We start from the raw sequence: 18484 nt of genomic DNA on the forward strand, positions 1-18484 counted from the left end.
ATCTCGTTGAAAAGATCCGTCGCACCGTACTCATAAATCGCATCCAGCGTCCTGCCTATCGCATCATCGTTCAAATCCGATGCGTAAACTCCATCCCCAAGCAATCTCTCAACAGGCAGCCTCTCGTAGAACTCCGGAAACAGGTACAACCTCTGACCCACAAAACCAAGCCCGTTCAGAACCATCGCCTTAACAAGCACCGAATGATCAAGCTTGTGATGCCTCAACTTCGGCATGCGCATGTCTATAACATCCGCTATACCAAGCTGGTCAAAAACTGATGCTACTATCCCTAAATGATCCATTGATCGCGTGTCTGTCTCCATCTAAGCTGCTCCTCTCTCCAAACCTGTGAGCCGGCTAAAAATGTTTGCCGCAGGCCATGCAGAGAAAATTGTTCGGAAAATGAATGTTAATGCGAAATGCAGGATAAAGGACAGCAAGAGGTAGAACGCGGATTCAGGTTCCTCAAAGACAAAAGCTTCCGCGTCGCAGAGGTCTACCTCAAAAAAGAAGAACGCATCGAAGCTCTCGCCATGATCATGGTCCTCTCACTCATGATCTATTCCGTGGCAGAGTGGCTGATCAGAAAACGGTTGCGTGAATCAAACCAATCCATACCTAATCAGCTGAAGAAACCCACACAAAACCCAACCTTCAAATGGATCGCGTTCATGTTCCTCGGAGTCACTGAAGTCAACATATGGCTCTGCGGCGAGAAACACCAGAAAATCGCTAACCTCAACGAGAATACCATAAAGATCATCAAACTGTTCGGACCAGAATGCGAAAAATACTACGGACTGGAGCGTTAATGCGGAATGTGGGTTATATTGTAACTAATGGCGAAAAAGTGATTGTTTTCCAAATCAATGGTCTAAAATGTCAAGATGAACGTGTGCTTGAATTCGAGAGATCAATAGTAAATGAAATGTGGTCTGAATTATATAAATATGTTAGTAAAGAAGCTGCAATTAAGCGAAAAGCATCGTTGAAGGAAATGCTTCGTGCGGTTGGGCGAATATAGGTGATTCAGCGGAAAACAGTGCATGGTTGAAAGAGAACCATACCACCTGCGAAAAGTCGTCCTCTTTAAGGGGTCCCGGTAACTACAAACATGAAAAATTCGTCAAGATTCCTCTGTCAAGACCCCACCAACACATCCAACGCATCTTTCCCATTTTAAGTGCATGGGATTTTACTTCACTGTACAGTGAAGTAAAATAGGGGAGAATGCGTTGGATGTGTTGGTGCGATGTGTGTCACAGAGCGCAGCTACAGTCTCAGGAACTGCTCGTACTTCTCCCGCCTGGTCGCATCCGAGATGTGCATGTACCGCATGGTGGTGTGGACATCCGAATGCCGCATCAGCTCCTTGACCGTCACGATATCGCAGCCGCGTTTCAGCAGCAGGCTTCCCACGCTGTGCCGCGAGAAGACATGGACACCTCCTTTCTTCTCGATACCTGCACGCCTCTTGTGGTACATGAACATCCTGTACACCCCACGACGCTCCCAGCGTTTCCCGAAGTCCGTGTAAAATAGCGGTTTGCGACCGTCGATCACGAGGGGAGGCCGGACCTCCAGGTAACGCCTGAGCGTCTTCGCGCAGTCATCGGTGATGTAGACCACCGCATCCCTGCCACCCTTCCCACGACGCACGAAGACCGTCAGCGTGTTCAGATCCGCATCCTGATCATCGGGGTTGCATAACTTACTGGCACATGCTCCCTCTTCCAGTTCACATCCAGCCGCTTCCTGGACATACTGCATCATCCCTGAAGCAGCGAGCGTGAAAAAGAATCCCGCCTCTCAGATATAAATTCTCTGGGAGTTATAGATCAAAAATCGATATGTTGGAGTGCGGGGTACGGGATTCGAACCCGTGAACTCCTGCGAGACGGGATCTTAAGTCCCGCGCCTTTGGCCAGCTTGGCAAACCCCGCACGGTCCCGCGGTTTATCTTCCAAAGATAAATATGTCGGGATGTTTTGCAATGATGAATTGGCGGATCTCACTCGCTGGCAAGAGTTGCTGAAGCGTCTGGCGCATCAATCAAAATCATGCGATGGAGTCCTGCTCAGGCCCCTTATTCCTGGTGATGCCGGGTCACCTCTTGGATGCATCTGCATACTCCAGCTCCTCCAGAATGACTGCAGCAGCATTGAGGCCGGAGCCCATGCGTATGAGCGATGCAACAGCTGCTGCCTCAAGCATCTCCTCCCTGGTCAAGCCTAGCGCTTTTGCCTGCTCCATATGCCTTCTTGTGCAGTCCTCACACCTTAGCGCCACAGAGCATGCAAGCGCTATCAGCGCTTTCTCCCGTGCAGATAGCGCTCCGTCCCCCAGGATCCCGGATGCGAGCGATCTGAATGTGCTGCTCATGCTCGCATCCATTGAGTCCAGAAATCTGTCCGCCCCTGTCTTACGCACAGGAATCACCTTGCAATCCGCCACTGCTCTAAGACCAATGCTCCACCATCTGGCCTGGAAACCATCCGGATCTGACACCCTGAGGGTGGATTATCGAGAGGCATGCAGCTTCTGTCCTAAAAGCTGCGATCCCTCACCATCTCCGACAAGCCGTTTAAGCGATCCGCATTCCATAAATGGGGTTTACCTGTCGAGCACCTTTGAGGCAGCCGCGACCCCCTCTCCGGGTGCGTTAATCACCCCTTCCTTTGCGAGAACAAGCTCTAAAGCCTGTATTGTTCTCAGCACGTCCCCCTCAGAGCAGACGCCCATAGTGCCAATCCTGAAGATCTTTCCCTTCAGCCTCTCCTGCCCGCCTGAAACGACGACACCCTGCTTTTTCATGCCGCCCCTGAGCTTCTCATCATTGATCCTCGGCGGGATCTTCATCGCTGTGACCGTGTTCGAGTACCGGGAGTACTCATTCAGGACAGGGAAGAGCTCTATGCCCAGCGCGGATGCCGCTGCTCTGACAGCCTCGGCAAGCCTGGCTATGCGTGCCCTCCTGGCCTCGAAGCCCTCCTCCTTCGCCATGTGCAGCGCCTCCTGGAGCGCATAGAAGAGGGGAACTGCAGGCGTGAATGGCGTCTGGGTTGGCTTCTTTCTCACACTCTTGAGATGGGCCCTCAGATCAGCATAGTAGCTCCCTGAGCCCTCCTTTAGCGCCTCCTCTGCGCGCTCGCTCACGGATACAATCGCCAATCCAGGGGGCACGGCAAGACACTTCTGCGATCCTGTTATCGCTATATCGATACCCCACTCATCGGTCCTGAACTCGTTTCCGCCGATTGAGGATATTCCATCCACTATGAATATGGCGTCGTGCTTCCTCGCAAGCCTCCCTATCTCCCTGGCAGGATTGATTATGCCCACGGATGTCTCGTTGTGAACCATGGCCACGGCCTTCACGCCCTTCTCAAGCGCAGCCTCCACACGCTCGAGATCGAACGGCATGCCCCATTCGAAGTCGACCGATATCGCTCTGCCGTACCTGTTGCCTATCTCAGTGAACCGCTCGCCGAACTTTCCGTTTGTTATCGTGAGTATCCTGTCGTCCCTGCCTATCAGCCCGCCAACAGCGGCATCCATCCCGCACGTGCCGGACCCGCTCATGACCACGATCTCGTTCTTCGTCTCGAAGAACTCCTGGAGGAGTTCTCTGCAGTCATCGTATATCCTGCCAAACTCCGGGCTCCTGTGGCTTATCATCGGCTTCGACATCGCGCGAAGCACCCTTGGGGCCACCTTGACAGGGCCTGGAATCATAAGAAGCGTATCCTCTATATCCAATAGGATCACTCTCTCTCAGGGGCTTATACAGAGCTTGCTTTTAAGCGTTGTGCAGTGCTCCAGCTCTTCCTTGCGAACGGCGGCAGATCCCCGTTCTCCTCAATCCAGTCCTTCAGAAACCTCACCGTGACAGGATCTGACGGGTAGCCGCTTCCGAGCGGTCGGCCGAGTGTGGCCTCCAGCTCTCTTATGGATCGGTCCCTGGCAACCTTGGCGATTATCGATGCTGCTGCGACCACGAGGTGCTTCCTGTCAGCATCATGCTCTGCCAGGATCTGCATCGTCGCTCCTGAGAGCTCCCTGACCCTCTGAGCGAACCTCTCAGCATTAACGTCAGCTGCATCGAGAATGGCGCGATCCGCCCTGAGTCCGGATACAACCCTGGAGTGAGCTCTCACCATGATATCGTTCATCGACATGACCATGCGCAGCTCATCGATCTGCTGCGCTGTCACCTCCAGAACGAAGCTCTCTCTGGCCCTGGCGAGTATCTGCCTCTCGATGGATTCTCTCTTTGCAGGGCTCAGCAGCTTGGAATCTCTCACACCACATGCTGCGAGATCGAAGATATCCTCCTCGCCGAAAACAACACCAGCAACAAACATCGATCCGATGACAGGCCCTTTTCCGGCCTCATCCACGCCAAGTATGAGCATCGTGTGTATCTCTGGAGTTTGTATCTCAAAACCTTTGTGTCCGGCTCGTGTGCCTGTATTGAGATCGATGGTATCAACTTCTAGAGATCTGCGAGACATCACGCCGTTAGCTACGGATTACTGACAGGCCAAGCAGTGATTCGAATCCCAGAGCCCCCCTCATTCAGCCCTGCGCCGCAAATCAGCCTGCACGGGAGAGGAATCCGGGAAATTATAGTTTCAAAAAAAGTAATGGAAAATTATTAGTAGAGTGGCCCCGTTCATTCTGTTGCAGAGGATGAATATGGGTGTGTTCAAGAGCCTCCGGATGAGCCTCGGAGTCTGGTTAAGTCGCATTTTCGGCAAAAAGCGTGCGCGAATCGGCATCTATGGGCCACCTAATGCTGGAAAGACCACACTGGCCAACAGGATAGTCAAGGACTGGAGCGGTGATGGCGCGATAGGGACTGTATCTCCGGTTCCACACGAGACCAGAAGGGCGGTTCGGAAGGAAGGCCTTGTGATAAATGCAAATGGCGCGAGCATTCACCTTGATATAGTGGATACTCCAGGAATGGCCACGAAGATCGATTTCAGGGAGTTCATGGCGTATGGCATGAGCGAGGAAGAGGCAAAGAAGAGGGCGAAAGAGGCCACAGAGGGCGTCATAGAGGCCATCAAGTGGCTGGACGATCTTGATGGTGTTCTGCTTGTCATGGACTCCACAGAGGACCCCTACACGCAGGTCAACGTCACCGTTATAGGAAACATGGAGGCTAGGAATCTGCCGCTTCTCATCGTGGCAAACAAGATAGATCTCCCGAACGCCGCCCCTTCGAGAATAAAGGCCGCATTTCCTCAGCATCCTGTGGTCCAGATCTCGGCGCTGGAGGGGAACAACCTGGACGAGCTGTATAATGCAATAGCATTACACTTCGGGTGAGCATATGCGGGAAGTACAGATGGACCTCATATCTGAGGAGAAGCTGAACCGCATGACCTCAATGGAGAAGATCCGGCTTATCCTTGACAAGGTCAAGACTGGCAGGATAGTGGTTCTCGAGAGCGGACTCACTCCAGAGGAGGAGGTGAGGCTTATAGAGATGACCATGACGGAGATCCGGGTCGATGAGTTCTCAGGAATAGAGATCGAGAGCTATCCTGCGAAGAGGGAGAGCTCCTTTGTGGGCAGGCTGCTTGGAAGAGGCTCATCAAAGGGCAGGATGACCGTGATAGGCCCGGCGAACCAGCTCAGAACGGTCGAGAAGGATCAGTACCAGATAAGCACCAAGGTCTCGGTCGGGGATTAGATGCCGCACATGTGCACCAGATGCAAAAAGGTATTCGATGATGGCGCGGATATACTCAAAGGCTGCCCGAAGTGTGGCGGGAGGATGTTTGAGTACATCAGAGAGCGGGAGAGCGAGACGCTGATAACCGAGGCCATGGGTGTCAGAAGACCGCCCAGGAGGACTCCAGCAATCACCACGGCTGTTCGCGACGTGGGTGAGATAAAAGAGGAGATGCGGAGGCTGCAGGTAGCCTCTGAGAGTGTCAACAAGCCTCCTGCTATCCAGACATCTCAGAGATCACCGGAGGATCGCCCCATAGAGAGCGTGAGGATCACAGAGCCGGGAAGATACGAGCTGAATCTGCCGACGCTGTTCTCTAGGGACGAGCTTGTCATGGCATTAAAGGAGGGGACCTATCTGATAGACCTGAACTCGGCCTTCAGAAGGTCTAAGAAGTAGATCAGTCCCTCTCGACCGTTATCTGGAGACTCTTCCAGTCCTGGCTCACGCCACGCAGGGAGCTGGCCATGCTTGCTGATACGTTCCCGATTATCTGCTGAGTGAAGTCGTTCAGCGGTATCTCAACGCCGTCCACGACCAGGCTGACCTTCATGTGTTCTCAATCTCCGTCTTGAGAGCGGAGCCCGTGAATGCTCTCAGGCTCCACCAAATATCGCTATCGGTGGCGTCCAGACTGTCACATTGGGCCTGAGGTAGTTGATCTGTGCTCCCGAAAGGGCATGTGGCATTGTTATTACAGTGTTCGTGCCAGATGTTATATTGGCATTCATTATCGCGAATGACGGGGTTATCGTCACCGGCTTTGCAGCTGAGAGCTCCTTCGGCTCGATCATCGAGCGCTGGACCTTCCTGCCGAGCGTGCTGAGCTGCACGACACCCGGGCTGACATTGCTTATGGCTGGAGTGTACGGGCTTATTCTGGGAAGCGAGACGGTCTCTGTCTTATCAAGCGTGCTGAGATGGATCACGTCGATCGCGCCTGCCGTCAGGACGCATATAAGCATCAACGAGACCGCTAATATTAGTATGTACCTCATCTATCAACCTCCTTTTTGCGATCTGATCTGCGTTTCATCATTTATTCCTTTTGATGGGTGGTCTTCCTGAGACGCTGAAGCCATGAAGGGCAAAGATGAAATTCTAGATCATCTTTGAGCGGCAATGGAGGTAGAAGCCATGAGAGTTCTGGTCAGTGACCCGCTGGCCGAGGAGGGCATAAGACGGCTTGAGACGGCCGCAGAGGTCGATGTTATAACCAACCTCACTCCTGAGGAGCTGGTGGAGAGGATCAAGGGGTATGATGCTCTGGTCATACGCAGCGGGACCAAGGTGACGGCTGATGTGATAAACGCAGCGGACCGGCTCAAGGTGATAGCGAGAGCCGGAGTCGGTGTCGACAACGTCGATGTGGATGCTGCAACAAAAAAGGGCATAATAGTCGTAAACGCTCCGGGCGGGAACACCATATCGGCTGCAGAGCACACGATCGCCATGATGCTGGCGCTCGCGAGAAACATCCCGCAGGCGCATGCATCTGTCAAGAGGGGCGAGTGGAACAGGAAGAAGTACACTGGCGTCGAGGTCTTCAACAAGACCCTGGGCATAATCGGCCTCGGCAGAATCGGGACAGAGGTTGCGAAGAGGATGAAGGCGTTCGGGATGCGCATACTCGCCTACGATCCGTTTATAACAGAGTCGAAGGCTGCAGAGCTCGGAATAAAGCTTGCAAGCCTTGAGGAGATCTACAGGGAGAGCGATTTCATAACCGTTCACACGCCTCTAACTCCGGAAACGAGAAACATGATCGATGAGCCTCAGATAAAGATGATGAAGCCCACCGTGAGGCTGATAAACTGCGCCAGAGGTGGCATAATCAACGAGGCAGCGCTCGCCAGGGCTGTTGCGGAGAACAGAATAGCCGGCGCTGCGGTGGACGTTTACACAAAGGAGCCGCCTGTGGGCAATCCTCTTATCGAGCAGGAGCGGATCATAACAACGCCGCATCTCGGAGCTTCGACCGCTGAGGCACAGATCAACGTGGCGCTCGCGGTTGCGGATCAGATAATCGCCATAAGCAGGGGACAGCTCCCGACGACAGCGATCAACCTGATCTCAATACCGCCGGAGACGATGGCAGTGATGGAGCCGTACATGGATATCGCGGAGAGGATGGGCAGGCTCCTCGGGCAGCTTGGCACGAGCAGGTTCGAGCAGCTAGAGATCGTGTATGGCGGATCCATCGCGGAGAAGGATACCCGCCTGATAACTATAGCGGCTGTGAAGGGGCTGCTGTCAGCCATAGGTGCCCATGCGAACCTTGTGAACTCGCTGACGCTGCTGAAGGAGAAGGGCGTAAAGCTGATTGAGTCGAAGACCGAGGTGGCGAACGGGTACAGCAATCTCATAACCATGCGCCTTAAGACTGCATCAGAGACATTCGCGGTTCACGGCACTGTTTACAGGCCCGATGACAGGAGGATCGTCCAGATCAACGACTACAGGGTTCATGTTCCTACCGAGGGCAATCTTGTTCTTGTCCTCCATGAGGACAGGCCGAACATAATAGGTCCGGTGTGCGTGGTTCTGGGCGAGGCGAATATAAATATCGGAAGCATGCATGTCGGCAGGATCTCACCAGGGCAGCCGCAGCTGATGGTCCTGAACGTGGATTCTCCTGTCAGTGACGAGACCCTGAAGAGGATACTGAGCGTTTCAGGCGTTCTGAGTGCGAGGACGATAAGCATGTGAGGATGGCCCCTTCCAGGCCATCTCCTAATGACGCGCGTGGTGTAGCGGAGAGTCTGGCTTCCTTGAGTTGATACGGCTACACAAGGGCGCATCACGGTGATTCGGCGGATCGGTAATATTGGAGATGGAGTCTCTCGGTGATGGGAGTTGCCAGAGTTCGCCTCTCCGGCGATTCGACCGCATGAGCCTGCACAAAACATGTTCGCTCATCCATATGATTCAGCGGATCAAGAGCCTTGCATGATCCAATTGGCGCCTCTCGCATCGAACGTCAAAGCGCCTGTTTGCAGCCAGTGCGGAAGGAGCACCTAGCACACCTCGCCTTCTGGCTGTGATTCCTATGAGCATGGCCCTTTCTCAGCGTGCGCCTCATACCATCCAGAGCTCTCAGCACCTCCGCCCTGAGATCGTCATTGATCTCTATCCTGTAACGCCTGTTTCCGTATACGAGGTAACCGTATGGAACATCTCTTCTGCAGATATCCTCCATGATCAGGCAGTAGGCTGCAAGCTGGAGCTGATGGCTCCTGTACGGCTCCTCAGCCTCGGTGCTCTTGACCTCGACGGGTATCACGTGTCGGCCCTCTCTGATTATGTAATCCGGCTTTCCTGTGAGGCCGTAGCGCTCTGAGCGAAGGATCTTTCCAGAGCCTGAGAGGTCTGAGTAGAGGGCATCTCCATCCGGCAGCCCATACCTGAGACGCATGGATCTAGCAGCAGAGGACATCTTGAGGGAGAGGAGCATGGATGCTGTGCCCAGAGCGAAGAGAAGAGGTGCGATATCATTCATGAGCGAACCATCCGACCGCTGATACGAGCATCAGAATCACTCCTGCGATCCGGAGGACTCCAGAGAATCTATCCAGAAGACGCGATCTCGAGAGGGATGCGCCTGCTGCCCTGTGCATCTCCCTCCCCGCCCTGAGCTCCCTTCGCATGCGCCCGGAAGGTCGCGCTCCCATCCTGCCCTGGTACCAGGCCACAGGACAGTATGCGTACTCCGCAACCTCGGATGCAGATATCCACTCCCTCTGCCGGCGGAACATCGATTACTGGGGTCGGGCCATTTATTTATAAAATTGTCGGTATACCCATCAGAGACACAATGGTGATCCGAGCCAGCTGTTTTATGGAGCCGCTGAAGGTCGATCGTCTGGAGCAGTGTGGCGCGCTCCTCCAGAAAAACAATGGTGCAAGCTCCATTTCATCCCGCACTGTCTAAAAGGCTCATGTGGTCGAACCATCGGAGAGGAGGCCACGATAAGACCAGTGCCGTTCGACCTCGTGTCTTTCTGTAAGGTCATCGATCAGTTGAATCAAAGGGATTGGCAGCCTGAAATATGAGTCACGCATGTCATCTGTATCTACCGCACAGCTCCCTTTACCTCATCAACTATCTTCTCGAAAAAACCTGTTTTTCCATGGTGTCTTCTGCCCTCTGGCTCGCCGAACTCCCTTGCGAGCTCCTCGAGGAGCTGTCTCTGCCTGGGCGTCAGAGATGTGGGGATCTTCACATTCGTCCGTACAAGGAGATCCCCAGTGCCAGCGCCGTGGAGCCTTGGCATGCCCTTTCCTTTTATCCTGAAGATGGATCCGCTCTGCGTTCCCGGTGGAATCCTCAGGTGTGCTCTTCCATCGAGCGTGGGAACATCGAGCTCTGTGCCGAGTGCAGCCTGCGTCATGCTGATGTTCATCTCATGGATCAGGTTGTCGCCATCTCTGATGAACAGGGGATGCGGCCTGACGTTGATGAATATGTACAGATCCCCGGGCTCGGCCTGAGCCCCAGGAGAGAACGGCGGAGCCTCGCCCTGGCCCCTCAGCTTGAGGTGATGTCCTGTATCGACACCCGGCGGGATCCTGACGTTTATCTTTCTGTACCTCCTGACCCTGCCGGTGCCGTCGCAGTCGTCGCAGGGCGTCTGTATCACCTGCCCCCTTCCTCCGCATCTGGAGCAGGTGGTCGATGTCACGATCTGCCCGAAGGGCGTCACCTGTGTCCTCGTTATCTGCCCGGTGCCGTGGCAGCTCTGGCATCTCACCGGCGATGTCCCGGGCTTTGCGCCTGTGCCTGAGCAGGTCCTGCAGACCTCTGTCCTGGGCACCTCGATCGTGGTCTCCAGACCTGAGGCCGCCTGCTCCAGCGTTATCTCCAGATCATACCTGAGATCTCTTCCCCTCACAGGCCCGTGGCGGCCCCTGCCAAAGAAGATGTCGAAGATGCTGTCGGTGCCAAACCCGAAGCCTCTGAGCAGATCCTCGAAGTCGACGGATCTGAAGAGATCCTCCTGAGAGTACTGGCCGATGCCGGCATGCCCGAACTGATCGTACTGCCTCCGTTTCTCAGGATCAGAGAGTACAGCATACGCCTCCGAGATCTCCTTGAACCTCTCCTCTGCGTCAGGGGCGTCGGAGCGATCGGGATGGTACTTCATCGCCAGCTTCCTGTAAGCGCTCTTGATCTCCTTCTCTGTGGCGTTCCTGTCAACGCCGAGGATCTCGTAGTAATCCCTCTTCTCCGCCACCCCGACCGCCTCTCTCAGCGCTTATCGTCGTTCACGACCTCGTAATCTGCATCAACTGTCTTGCTGGATGAAGAGCTCGATGAGCTCGAGGTGGATCCGCTCTGGCTCTGCGCAGCCCTCTGGTACATTGCAGCCGAGAGCTCATATACTGCATTCTGGAGCTTCTCCATCTTGCTCTTGATCTCCTGGACGTCCTTCCCTGAGAGAGCATCTCTGAGCTCCGATATCGCCTTCTGGATCCTCTCCCTCTGATCGGATGTGGCCACATCTCCGGCTTCCTTCAGCATCTTCTCCGTCGTGTATATCAGGTTGTCAGCCTGGTTCCTGGTCTCGATCTCCTCCCTGCGCCTCGCATCCTCCTGCGCGTACCTCTCCGCCTCCTTCACCTTCTGCTCGATCTCCTCCTTTGAGAGCCTGTGAGGCGCTGTGATCGTGATCCTCTGCTCCTTCTTCGTGGCCAGATCCTTCGCCGAGACATGGAGTATGCCGTTCGCATCTATATCGAATGTGACCTCTATCTGTGGAATACCACGGGGCGCTGGGGGTATGCCCATGAGCGTGAATCTTCCCAGGGAGATGTTATCCTTTGCGAGCGGTCTCTCTCCCTGAAGCACATGTATCTCGACGCTCGTCTGGTTGTCAGCTGCGGTCGTGAATATCTGGCTCTTTCTTGTGGGGATCGTGGTGTTTCTCTCTATCAGCTTTGTCATTATCCCGCCGAGCGTCTCCACGCCGAGGGATAGCGGCGTTACATCCAGCAGGAGTATATCCTTGACCTCGCCCGCGAGGACTCCCGCCTGTATGGCCGCGCCCATTGCGACGCACTCCATGGGATCGACGCCGCGCTCCACATCCTTCCCCATGAAGCGCTTCACGAACTCCTGGACCGCAGGCATCCTCGTCGGGCCGCCGACCAGGATGATCTTGTCGATATCGCTCCTGCTGAGCTTCGCATCGCTGAGCGCCTGCTCCATCGGGCCGCGACACCTCTCCAGGACATCCTGTATGAGCTCCTCAAGCTTCGCCCTGGTTATGGTCATGTTCAGATGCTTCGGCCCGCTCGCATCCGCCGTGATGTACGGCAGGTTTATCGTGGTCTGGAGCATCGATGAGAGCTCGATCTTGGCGACCTCCACGGCCTCACGGAGGCGCTGCATCGCCATCGGATCCCTGCGCAGGTCGATGCCGGTCTCCTGGCGGAATTTGTCGATGACATAGTTGAGAAGCCGCTCGTCCATGTCCCTGCCGCCGAGCTGTGTATCGCCACTGGTCGCCTTGACCTCGAAGACCCCCTCGCCCATCTCCATTATCGTGACATCCAGCGTCCCGCCACCGAGGTCGAAGACCATGATCTTCTGCTCTCCACCCTTATCAAGACCATAGGCCAGGGCGGCAGCCGTGGGCTCGTTGATTATCCTCACTACATCAAGCCCTGCTATCGTGCCCGCATCCTTCGTCGCCTGACGCTGGTTATCATTGAAGTACGCGGGAACCGTGATCACCGCCTTCTCGACCTTCTCCCCCAGGAAGGCCTCTGCGTCCTGCTTTATCTTCCTCAGAATGTGGGCGGAGATCTCCTCAGGCGTGTACTTCTTTCCGAAGACCTCGACCTTGTAGTCGGTCCCCATCTTCCTCTTAATACCGGTTATCGTCCCCTCAGGGTTCGTGATCGCCTGCCTCCTGGCCGGCTCTCCCACAAGGACCTGGCCGTCCTTCGTGAATGCAACATATGATGGGAACGCCTTTCCGCCCAGGCTCGTGCCCTCAGCGCTGGGTATTATCGTAGGCCTTCCACCAATAAGCACCGCAGCAGCGGAGTTGCTGGTTCCAAGATCTATGCCTATGATCTTCGACATGCTACCATCCCCTAAACATAATTATGCAATTAACATTTAACCTTATCCACGTTTTGCGACAGCGACCTTTGAAGTTCTTATGACCTTTGAATGAAGCGTGTAACCCTTCTGGAACTCCTGAACCACGGTCCCGTCCTCAGCCTCCTGGGATTCGACCTGCATCATCGCCTCATGCACAAACGGATCGAACCTCTTCCCCACGGCCTCTATCGGCTCCAGACCCTCTGATCTCATTATATCCAGAAGCTGATCGTACAGCGCCCTGGATCCATCATCGTGCTTCGCTGCCTGCTCCAGGCTGTCCAGGAAGACCAGGAGCTTTTTTATGATCGTCTCTGATGCGAACCTTGCAAGCTCCTCTCTCTCGCGGGAGTTTCTTTTTATGACATTGTCCAGCTCTGCCCTGCATCTCAACAGCTGATCCAGCCGCTCATCTGCAAGCCTCTTAACCTCTTCCAGCTCCTGCCGGAGTTTCGCAATCTCATCCACAGAAATGTCTTCAGAGGCGCCCCCGGCAGGAGCAGCCTCTTGCTTCTCATCAATGATCTCCTCTGAAGGTTCATCTGCCATGCCGCTCACCTTCAAAAGAGGATGTGACCGCTCACATCCTCGTGTAGTCGTGTGGACTCTGCCCTGGCTTCGGCTTGAGCTCCTCTCTCTTGGCAGCTATCACATCATCCACCCTAAGAACCATTGTGGCAGCCTCTGCAGCTGATTTTACTGCCTGCAGCTTGACCTTGAGCGGCTCCACGACGCCGCCGTCGAGCATGTCCGCAGTACCTCCGTTATGCACATCGACCCCATACGCTCTGAGGCCTGCACCATGCTTCGATCTAAGAGCCACAATGGTGTCTATCGGATCAAGCCCCGCGTTCTCTGCGAGCGTCTTGGGTATGACCTCTACTGCATCTGCAAATGCCTCCACCGCGAGCTGCTCCCTGCCGCTGAGCGTCGCAGCAAACTCCCTCATCCTCTCAGCGACCTCGACCTCAGGAGCGCCTCCGCCGGGGACTATCTTTCTGTACGACAGCACATCACCAACGACCATCAGGGCATCGTTCAGGGCCCTCTCCATCTCGTCCAGGAAGACCTCGGATCCGCCGTGGACGACTATTGTCACAGCCTTCGGGTCCTTGCAGCCCTCGATGAAGATCATGTGCTTGTCCTTCTTGATCTTTCTGTCCTCAACCACTCTGGCATGCCCGAGATCCTGCGGGGATGCCTGCATCGGATCGCCTATGATCCTCGCGCCGGTCGCAAGGGCGAGCATCTTCATATCCTCGTCCTTGACCCTGCGTGCAGCGAGCATGTTGTGCTTTGCGAGGAAATGCGACGCGGCAACGCCGATTCCCTTCTGGCAAAGCACCACATTTGCTCCGGCCTTTGCGAGAGCCTCCACCTGTGCCTCAAGGACCTTCTTCTCACCCTCCTTGAAGCTCCTCAGACCCTCGACCTCTGAGATCGTTATCTTTGCATCTGTGCCAAGCTTCTTCAGCTCGAGCGTTGCATCCAGCAGGGCGATTCTCGCATCCTCGACCTTTCTGGGCATCTCGGGATTCAGGCGCTCCAGCTCAAGAACTATGCCGTGGACGAGCTCTGTGTCCGCTAGGCTCCCACCGGTGATCTTCACTATCTTCACTCTGTTCTCGACATCCACCTTCCCGTTGTCCTCGATGGCGAGAGCTGCATCCACAACAATGTCTGCAAGCTTCTCCTTCATCGCCTCGATGCCCTTCCCGATCATCGCTGTCATCGCTATCTTTCTCAGCATCTCTCTGTTATCTCTGGTGACCTCGACAGACATGCCCTCGAGAATCTCGCCGGCCTTCGCCTCGGCAGTCTTGTACCCCTGGACTATCGTGGTAGGATGGACACCCTTGTCAAGAAGCTCCTCAGCCTTCTTCAGAAGCTCTCCCGCAAGGACGACAGCTGTTGTGGTTCCATCTCCAACCTCATCATCCTGCGCCCTTGCGACCTCCACGATCATCTTGGCGACTGGATGCTCTATATCCAGCTCCCAGAGTATCGTGGCGCCATCATTCGTCACCACCACATCTCCATTGCTGTCCACCAGCATCTTGTCCATGCCCTTCGGTCCAAGGGTAGTTCTCACAGCCTCTGCCACCGCCCTCGCAGCTGTTATGTTTTTATGCTGGGCCTCGCGTCCCACATCGCGCTTGGCACCTTCCTTTAAAATGATGATCGGATAGCCGCTCATTCCAGCCAAATCAACTCCTCCAAAGCCTGGCTGGGCTTAAAGCTGTTTGAGGTTCTATATAAAGATTCCGAGGATTGTGATGCGGATGCGTTGATCACCACATACAGATCGGGATGAGCTGTGCTGTAAGGTCATCGATGGTTCGAGCGAACGGCTTGCAGCCAGCGGAATACCGGATAAACCATTTAACAAAGGTCGTGTGCTTGAATCACCGAATGGAATTTCAGAAATCAGCACTCACTAGCACAGCATATCACAAATCCCGCGATGCCATCTGCTGCCAAGCTCAGTGATCTGAGTGCACAACCTAAACAAAAACAGATTGAGAAATGAGTTTTGGCGCCTCTCGGCGCGTGGATCTCATCTCACCCTTGCGGGCCTGTGTTTCTGATAGCACTCCTTGCAGTATACGGGCCTGGACCCATCGGGCTTGAATGGAACCTGTGTCTGTTTACCGCAATCCGAGCATACCACATCATGCATCTCTCTTGGGCCGTGGTTGAAGCCACCCCTGTTACCAAATCTCATATATTTCACTTCTTATTCGACTCGAGAAGAGCCGCTCTGCCACAAAAACATCTCAACAAAATCAATTGAATCGATGTAATGCAGCATCTCCACCAAGAACAACTCAGTATATATAGTTATCCCTTGGGTTGTGCTGAATTGCTGCCTAACGAGATCGTCGCAGAACTCCGTCAGAGATTGCTGATGCAGTGTCTATGTCAGTATCCATGCGACCCTGTGGGATACATATGGCATCATGCGGTCGTGTGCTCCAGTGGCGGAATGATTCTGCTGGAATCGAGAGCCAGGGGCGAGATATCCAATGAGTCTGACTGGGCTGAGCGCCGCGGGCTTCGGTGATGCGAGTACAAGACCCATCATGCCAGTGCATGCTGATCTCTGACAGCCTGTTCAGCTATACTGGCGCACGGCCCAGTACAGCGATCCAGGCCCGCAACATCGGTGGCACGCCGTATCCGCAGGGGATGAGCAGTCAGCGGATTTCCAAAAATTACTTATCATGGTCTGCGCAGGTACAGATACGATGGATGTCTCCTTCTCATCATGGAAGCTCGCAAACGAGGGCAAAGGCCCACTTCCGCTCAGCGGAGAGAGCTTCTCGTTCCTGTTCGACAGGAGGTACACTAACAGGCTCAACAGGATGAGCCGGGTGTTCTTCGAGGCCTATGCGAAGGCAACCGCAGAGCTGGCGCTCTCCGAGGATCGTTTCCCAAGCCTGAGCGAGGTCGAGGAGAAGATGGAGAGCGGGGCGGTCTATGCCTTCAAGGATAGACTCATGAAGAACACCCAGTTCTTCGATGAGGTGAAGATCTCGGGAGTCTCATACCTGGTCCCGAGAGCGTATCATTTCGTGGACTCATCTGGCATATACACAGATCTGATCTTCGATTTCGAGAAGGGGACGGTCACGCTGCCAAGCAGGCGGAAGGTCCCACTGCTGAAGGAAAGGGCTGAGATAAGAGCGGCTGAGATAAAAGAGCCGCAGGCTGGGGTGACCCCCGGAGAGGAGAGGGCTCCGGAGAAGGCGCCGGAGGTGCAGCCAGAGGGTGTGGAAGAGGTTCCGGGGATTGAGCCCTGTGGGGAGGCGCCCTATCCAGCGGAGGCTTCTGTGCAGGAGACGCCTGCGGAGCAGATACAGCCACCGAGGCATGATGTTGCTGAAGCCCTGTACGTAGAAGAGGAGAAGGAAGAGCAAATCGAAGAGGTGAAGCCATCGATTCCTCCAGCCGTGCCTGAGGCGAGAGAAGGGGCTGAGGTGAAGATCGAGGCAGAGAAGAGACCCGGATACTCGCGAACTCGGATCGGCATCATCCTGGCGGCTCTGCTAATAGCGGCAGGAATCGGTGTTTTCTTCATGTATTCACCATTTCTCGCACCAGCCCAGATAGATCACGTGCTTTATGCTGCGTACATCTCGAACAGCACAAATGAGAGCATACTCAACTTCGATATCGAGAACTCAGCTGGCATACCGCATGAGGTGGAGCTTCTGCTGCCGGAGAACATCGACAGATCTGTGATCGCCAGAGGCGGCACTGTGACCGTGTCACATTACAGAGGCACTGTTGTGAGGATGTCCTCGTCGGGCGACTCGAGCATAAAGGTGTATCTTTCAGACAGGAGAGATTATGTTCCGGTCGTGCTGAGCGTATCGGTTCCGGAGGGGTACGACTCAGGCATAGTGGTCCACGGCAGGAGCTATGAGGTCAGCAGGAAGGACCGCGAGCTCGAGCTCAGACTTAACGTCACATCCGAGAGGGTGGAGTTTGACCAGAGCTACATGCGAACGCGATAGGCTTGCTGTGGTGGTCGGGAGCTCCGAGGCTGCGAATGCCATAGGAATGCTTCTCGAGAATGGACTGCTCGATAAGCGCAGGAAGATCGTGCGCAGAGGGGGGATGGTTGAGATTCCTGTGCTGAAAGAGGTTGCGGGAATGCAGATCGTCGAGCAGTCATCGCCAGAGCACTACCTCAAAATGCCGGAACTCTCAGATCTCCTGGATGGAGCGATTCCAGCGCATCTCAGGGATCTCCTGCCGAGGGGCTGGTTCATACTGGGAGACACGATAATCGTCCGAATACACCAAGAACTCTCGGAGCACAAGCGGATGATAGGCGATGCTCTTCTCAGGCTATATCCGAGATGCAGGTGCGTCCTTGCGGATCAGGGGGTCAGAGGCCAGTTCAGGGAGCCATGCAGGGAGGTGATCGCAGGGACGCCGGGGGAGACGATCCACAGGGAGAACGGAGTTCTCTTCAAGCTCGATCCCATGAGAATAATGTTCTCACAGGGCAACGTGAAGGAGAGGATGAGGATGGCGTCTCTCGGTAAAGGTGAGACCGTCGTTGATATGTTCGCCGGAATAGGCTACTTCTCCCTGCCGATGGCTGTGCACTCGAGACCATCCAGGATCACAGCGATCGAGATAAATCCGGTCGCCCACAGATACCTGGTGGAGAACATCAGGCTGAACCGCGTGGAGGATATCATCAATCCAGTGCTCGGAGACTGTGCTGTTCTGACGCCCGAAGGAGAGGCGGACAGGGTCATAATGGGGATGGTGGGGATAACCGAGAGATACCTGAGGAAGGGAATAGAGGCGTTGAGGCCCGGCGGTGTCCTGCACTACCACCAGAATGTGCCCGCCTGGCAGTATCCTGACGCTCTGGTAAGACCTCCGGTGCATGCCGCAGCGCTTCTCGGGAGAGCTGCGAAGCCCATCGGGTGCCACAAGATCAAGAAGTATGCTCCAGGGATAGTACACGGGGTCGCGGACATCAGGGTCTACTGATAGAGTATCAGGATGCAGACTCCAGTGGCACATCTCCGCGAACTATCGGAAAGCTGGATTGAGCCGGATTTTCGGTACCGTTGAAGCTTCCTTTTTCGTCATTCTCA

The 18484-nt window shown here is 54.9% G+C and carries 20 protein-coding genes, 1 tRNA gene and 1 pseudogene; 7 read left to right on the forward strand and 15 right to left on the reverse strand.

Annotated features, from left to right (window positions below):
• The coding region (locus QFX31_RS01770) for a DUF4277 domain-containing protein (protein WP_348530435.1) at positions 1-326 on the reverse strand (326 nt) is incomplete at its 3' end.
• Between the two features lie 105 nt (positions 327-431).
• Here QFX31_RS01770 and QFX31_RS01775 point away from each other — a divergent pair.
• Positions 432-815 (forward strand): annotated as a pseudogene (locus tag QFX31_RS01775) (IS1634 family transposase); the annotation flags it as partial.
• A 460-nt stretch (positions 816-1275) separates the two neighbouring features.
• On the opposite strand, the gene QFX31_RS01780 reads toward QFX31_RS01775, so the two are convergent.
• From QFX31_RS01780 to rnhB, 5 genes are all read right to left on the reverse strand, one after another.
• Entirely contained in the window at positions 1276-1776 is a 501-nt protein-coding gene (locus tag QFX31_RS01780; protein WP_348530436.1) for a tyrosine-type recombinase/integrase, read from the reverse strand.
• Between the two features lie 86 nt (positions 1777-1862).
• Positions 1863-1946: transfer RNA gene (locus tag QFX31_RS01785), tRNA-Leu, on the reverse strand.
• A gap of 163 nt (positions 1947-2109) precedes the next feature.
• The gene (locus tag QFX31_RS01790) at positions 2110-2433 is read right to left on the reverse strand and encodes a carboxymuconolactone decarboxylase family protein (protein ID WP_348530437.1); all 324 of its coding nucleotides are present in this window, start codon (positions 2431-2433) and stop codon (positions 2110-2112) included.
• Positions 2434-2616: 183 nt separating this feature from the next.
• Positions 2617-3762: an alanine--glyoxylate aminotransferase family protein gene (locus QFX31_RS01795; RefSeq protein ID WP_348530438.1), complete on the reverse strand. Its 1146-nt coding sequence runs from the start codon at positions 3760-3762 to the stop codon at positions 2617-2619.
• 23 nt (positions 3763-3785) lie between these two features.
• Positions 3786-4418, reverse strand: a complete 633-nt coding sequence (gene rnhB, locus QFX31_RS01800; protein WP_348530439.1) for a ribonuclease HII — start codon at positions 4416-4418, stop codon at positions 3786-3788.
• A 283-nt stretch (positions 4419-4701) separates the two neighbouring features.
• On the opposite strand from rnhB, the gene QFX31_RS01805 reads away from it, so the two are divergent.
• From QFX31_RS01805 to QFX31_RS01815, 3 genes are read left to right on the forward strand one after another with little or no spacing between them, the layout of a single operon-like run.
• Positions 4702-5340, forward strand: a complete 639-nt coding sequence (locus tag QFX31_RS01805; protein ID WP_348530551.1) for an Era-like GTP-binding protein — start codon at positions 4702-4704, stop codon at positions 5338-5340.
• Positions 5341-5344: 4 nt separating this feature from the next.
• Positions 5345-5707: a DUF2073 domain-containing protein gene (locus QFX31_RS01810; RefSeq protein WP_348530440.1), complete on the forward strand. Its 363-nt coding sequence runs from the start codon at positions 5345-5347 to the stop codon at positions 5705-5707.
• Positions 5708-6148 (forward strand): Zn-ribbon domain-containing protein, encoded by a 441-nt coding sequence (locus QFX31_RS01815; protein ID WP_348530441.1) that lies wholly within the window; start codon positions 5708-5710, stop codon positions 6146-6148.
• A 1-nt stretch (position 6149) separates the two neighbouring features.
• Here the strand turns inward: QFX31_RS01815 and QFX31_RS01820 are convergent, their stop codons facing one another.
• Both QFX31_RS01820 and QFX31_RS01825 read right to left on the reverse strand, forming a co-directional pair.
• Entirely contained in the window at positions 6150-6302 is a 153-nt protein-coding gene (locus QFX31_RS01820; protein WP_348530442.1) for a hypothetical protein, read from the reverse strand.
• A 43-nt stretch (positions 6303-6345) separates the two neighbouring features.
• Positions 6346-6747: a hypothetical protein gene (locus tag QFX31_RS01825; RefSeq protein WP_348530443.1), complete on the reverse strand. Its 402-nt coding sequence runs from the start codon at positions 6745-6747 to the stop codon at positions 6346-6348.
• 139 nt (positions 6748-6886) lie between these two features.
• On the opposite strand from QFX31_RS01825, the gene serA reads away from it, so the two are divergent.
• On the forward strand, positions 6887-8458 hold the full coding sequence (gene serA / locus QFX31_RS01830; protein ID WP_348530444.1) for a phosphoglycerate dehydrogenase: 1572 nt from the start codon (positions 6887-6889) through the stop codon (positions 8456-8458).
• Between the two features lie 271 nt (positions 8459-8729).
• On the opposite strand, the gene cas4 is transcribed toward serA, so the two are convergent.
• The 7 genes from cas4 to QFX31_RS01865 form a co-directional block, all read right to left on the reverse strand.
• Positions 8730-9248 (reverse strand): CRISPR-associated protein Cas4, encoded by a 519-nt coding sequence (gene cas4 / locus QFX31_RS01835; protein WP_348530445.1) that lies wholly within the window; start codon positions 9246-9248, stop codon positions 8730-8732.
• Positions 9241-9504, reverse strand: a complete 264-nt coding sequence (locus tag QFX31_RS01840) for a hypothetical protein (protein WP_348530446.1) — start codon at positions 9502-9504, stop codon at positions 9241-9243. Before QFX31_RS01840 ends, cas4 begins: the two co-directional genes overlap by 8 nt.
• Positions 9505-9822: 318 nt before the next feature.
• Positions 9823-10983: a molecular chaperone DnaJ gene (gene dnaJ / locus QFX31_RS01845; RefSeq protein WP_348530447.1), complete on the reverse strand. Its 1161-nt coding sequence runs from the start codon at positions 10981-10983 to the stop codon at positions 9823-9825.
• A 14-nt stretch (positions 10984-10997) separates the two neighbouring features.
• The gene (gene dnaK / locus QFX31_RS01850; protein ID WP_348530448.1) at positions 10998-12839 is read right to left on the reverse strand and encodes a molecular chaperone DnaK; all 1842 of its coding nucleotides are present in this window, start codon (positions 12837-12839) and stop codon (positions 10998-11000) included.
• Between the two features lie 42 nt (positions 12840-12881).
• On the reverse strand, positions 12882-13409 hold the full coding sequence (locus tag QFX31_RS01855) for a nucleotide exchange factor GrpE (RefSeq protein WP_348530449.1): 528 nt from the start codon (positions 13407-13409) through the stop codon (positions 12882-12884).
• A gap of 31 nt (positions 13410-13440) precedes the next feature.
• Positions 13441-15057: a thermosome subunit alpha gene (thsA, locus tag QFX31_RS01860; protein ID WP_348530552.1), complete on the reverse strand. Its 1617-nt coding sequence runs from the start codon at positions 15055-15057 to the stop codon at positions 13441-13443.
• A gap of 360 nt (positions 15058-15417) precedes the next feature.
• A complete protein-coding gene (locus QFX31_RS01865; RefSeq protein WP_297759287.1) occupies positions 15418-15585 on the reverse strand; it encodes a CxxC-x17-CxxC domain-containing protein in 168 nt (55 codons plus the stop codon).
• A 523-nt stretch (positions 15586-16108) separates the two neighbouring features.
• Here QFX31_RS01865 and QFX31_RS01870 point away from each other — a divergent pair.
• Both QFX31_RS01870 and QFX31_RS01875 read left to right on the forward strand, forming a co-directional pair.
• Positions 16109-17380 carry a hypothetical protein gene (locus QFX31_RS01870; RefSeq protein WP_348530451.1) on the forward strand — a complete coding sequence of 424 codons (1272 nt, stop codon included), beginning with the start codon at positions 16109-16111 and terminating at the stop codon, positions 17378-17380.
• Complete coding sequence (locus QFX31_RS01875) at positions 17352-18377, forward strand: class I SAM-dependent methyltransferase family protein (RefSeq protein ID WP_348530452.1); 1026 nt, start codon at positions 17352-17354, stop codon at positions 18375-18377. Before QFX31_RS01870 ends, QFX31_RS01875 begins: the two co-directional genes overlap by 29 nt.
• The last annotated feature ends 107 nt before the right edge of the window (positions 18378-18484 follow it).

Source organism: Methanothrix sp. (genome assembly GCF_030055635.1).
In the GTDB taxonomy this organism is placed as follows: Archaea; Halobacteriota; Methanosarcinia; order Methanotrichales; family Methanotrichaceae; genus Methanothrix_B.

What these genes read in the sequence shown, in the direction of transcription:
- QFX31_RS01780 (WP_348530436.1), bottom strand. Translation starts at nt 1,776, where the DNA reads ATGATGCAGTATGTCCAGGAAGCGGCTGGATGTGAACTGGAAGAGGGA.
- rnhB (WP_348530439.1), bottom strand. Translation starts at nt 4,418, where the DNA reads ATGCTCATACTTGGCGTGGATGAGGCCGGAAAAGGGCCTGTCATCGGA.
- QFX31_RS01805 (WP_348530551.1), top strand. Translation starts at nt 4,702, where the DNA reads ATGGGTGTGTTCAAGAGCCTCCGGATGAGCCTCGGAGTCTGGTTAAGT.
- QFX31_RS01810 (WP_348530440.1), top strand. Translation starts at nt 5,345, where the DNA reads ATGCGGGAAGTACAGATGGACCTCATATCTGAGGAGAAGCTGAACCGC.
- QFX31_RS01815 (WP_348530441.1), top strand. Translation starts at nt 5,708, where the DNA reads ATGCCGCACATGTGCACCAGATGCAAAAAGGTATTCGATGATGGCGCG.
- QFX31_RS01820 (WP_348530442.1), bottom strand. Translation starts at nt 6,302, where the DNA reads ATGAAGGTCAGCCTGGTCGTGGACGGCGTTGAGATACCGCTGAACGAC.
- QFX31_RS01825 (WP_348530443.1), bottom strand. Translation starts at nt 6,747, where the DNA reads ATGAGGTACATACTAATATTAGCGGTCTCGTTGATGCTTATATGCGTC.
- serA (WP_348530444.1), top strand. Translation starts at nt 6,887, where the DNA reads ATGAGAGTTCTGGTCAGTGACCCGCTGGCCGAGGAGGGCATAAGACGG.
- cas4 (WP_348530445.1), bottom strand. Translation starts at nt 9,248, where the DNA reads ATGAATGATATCGCACCTCTTCTCTTCGCTCTGGGCACAGCATCCATG.
- QFX31_RS01840 (WP_348530446.1), bottom strand. Translation starts at nt 9,504, where the DNA reads ATGTTCCGCCGGCAGAGGGAGTGGATATCTGCATCCGAGGTTGCGGAG.
- dnaK (WP_348530448.1), bottom strand. Translation starts at nt 12,839, where the DNA reads ATGTCGAAGATCATAGGCATAGATCTTGGAACCAGCAACTCCGCTGCT.
- QFX31_RS01855 (WP_348530449.1), bottom strand. Translation starts at nt 13,409, where the DNA reads ATGGCAGATGAACCTTCAGAGGAGATCATTGATGAGAAGCAAGAGGCT.
- thsA (WP_348530552.1), bottom strand. Translation starts at nt 15,057, where the DNA reads ATGAGCGGCTATCCGATCATCATTTTAAAGGAAGGTGCCAAGCGCGAT.
- QFX31_RS01865 (WP_297759287.1), bottom strand. Translation starts at nt 15,585, where the DNA reads ATGAGATTTGGTAACAGGGGTGGCTTCAACCACGGCCCAAGAGAGATG.
- QFX31_RS01870 (WP_348530451.1), top strand. Translation starts at nt 16,109, where the DNA reads ATGGATGTCTCCTTCTCATCATGGAAGCTCGCAAACGAGGGCAAAGGC.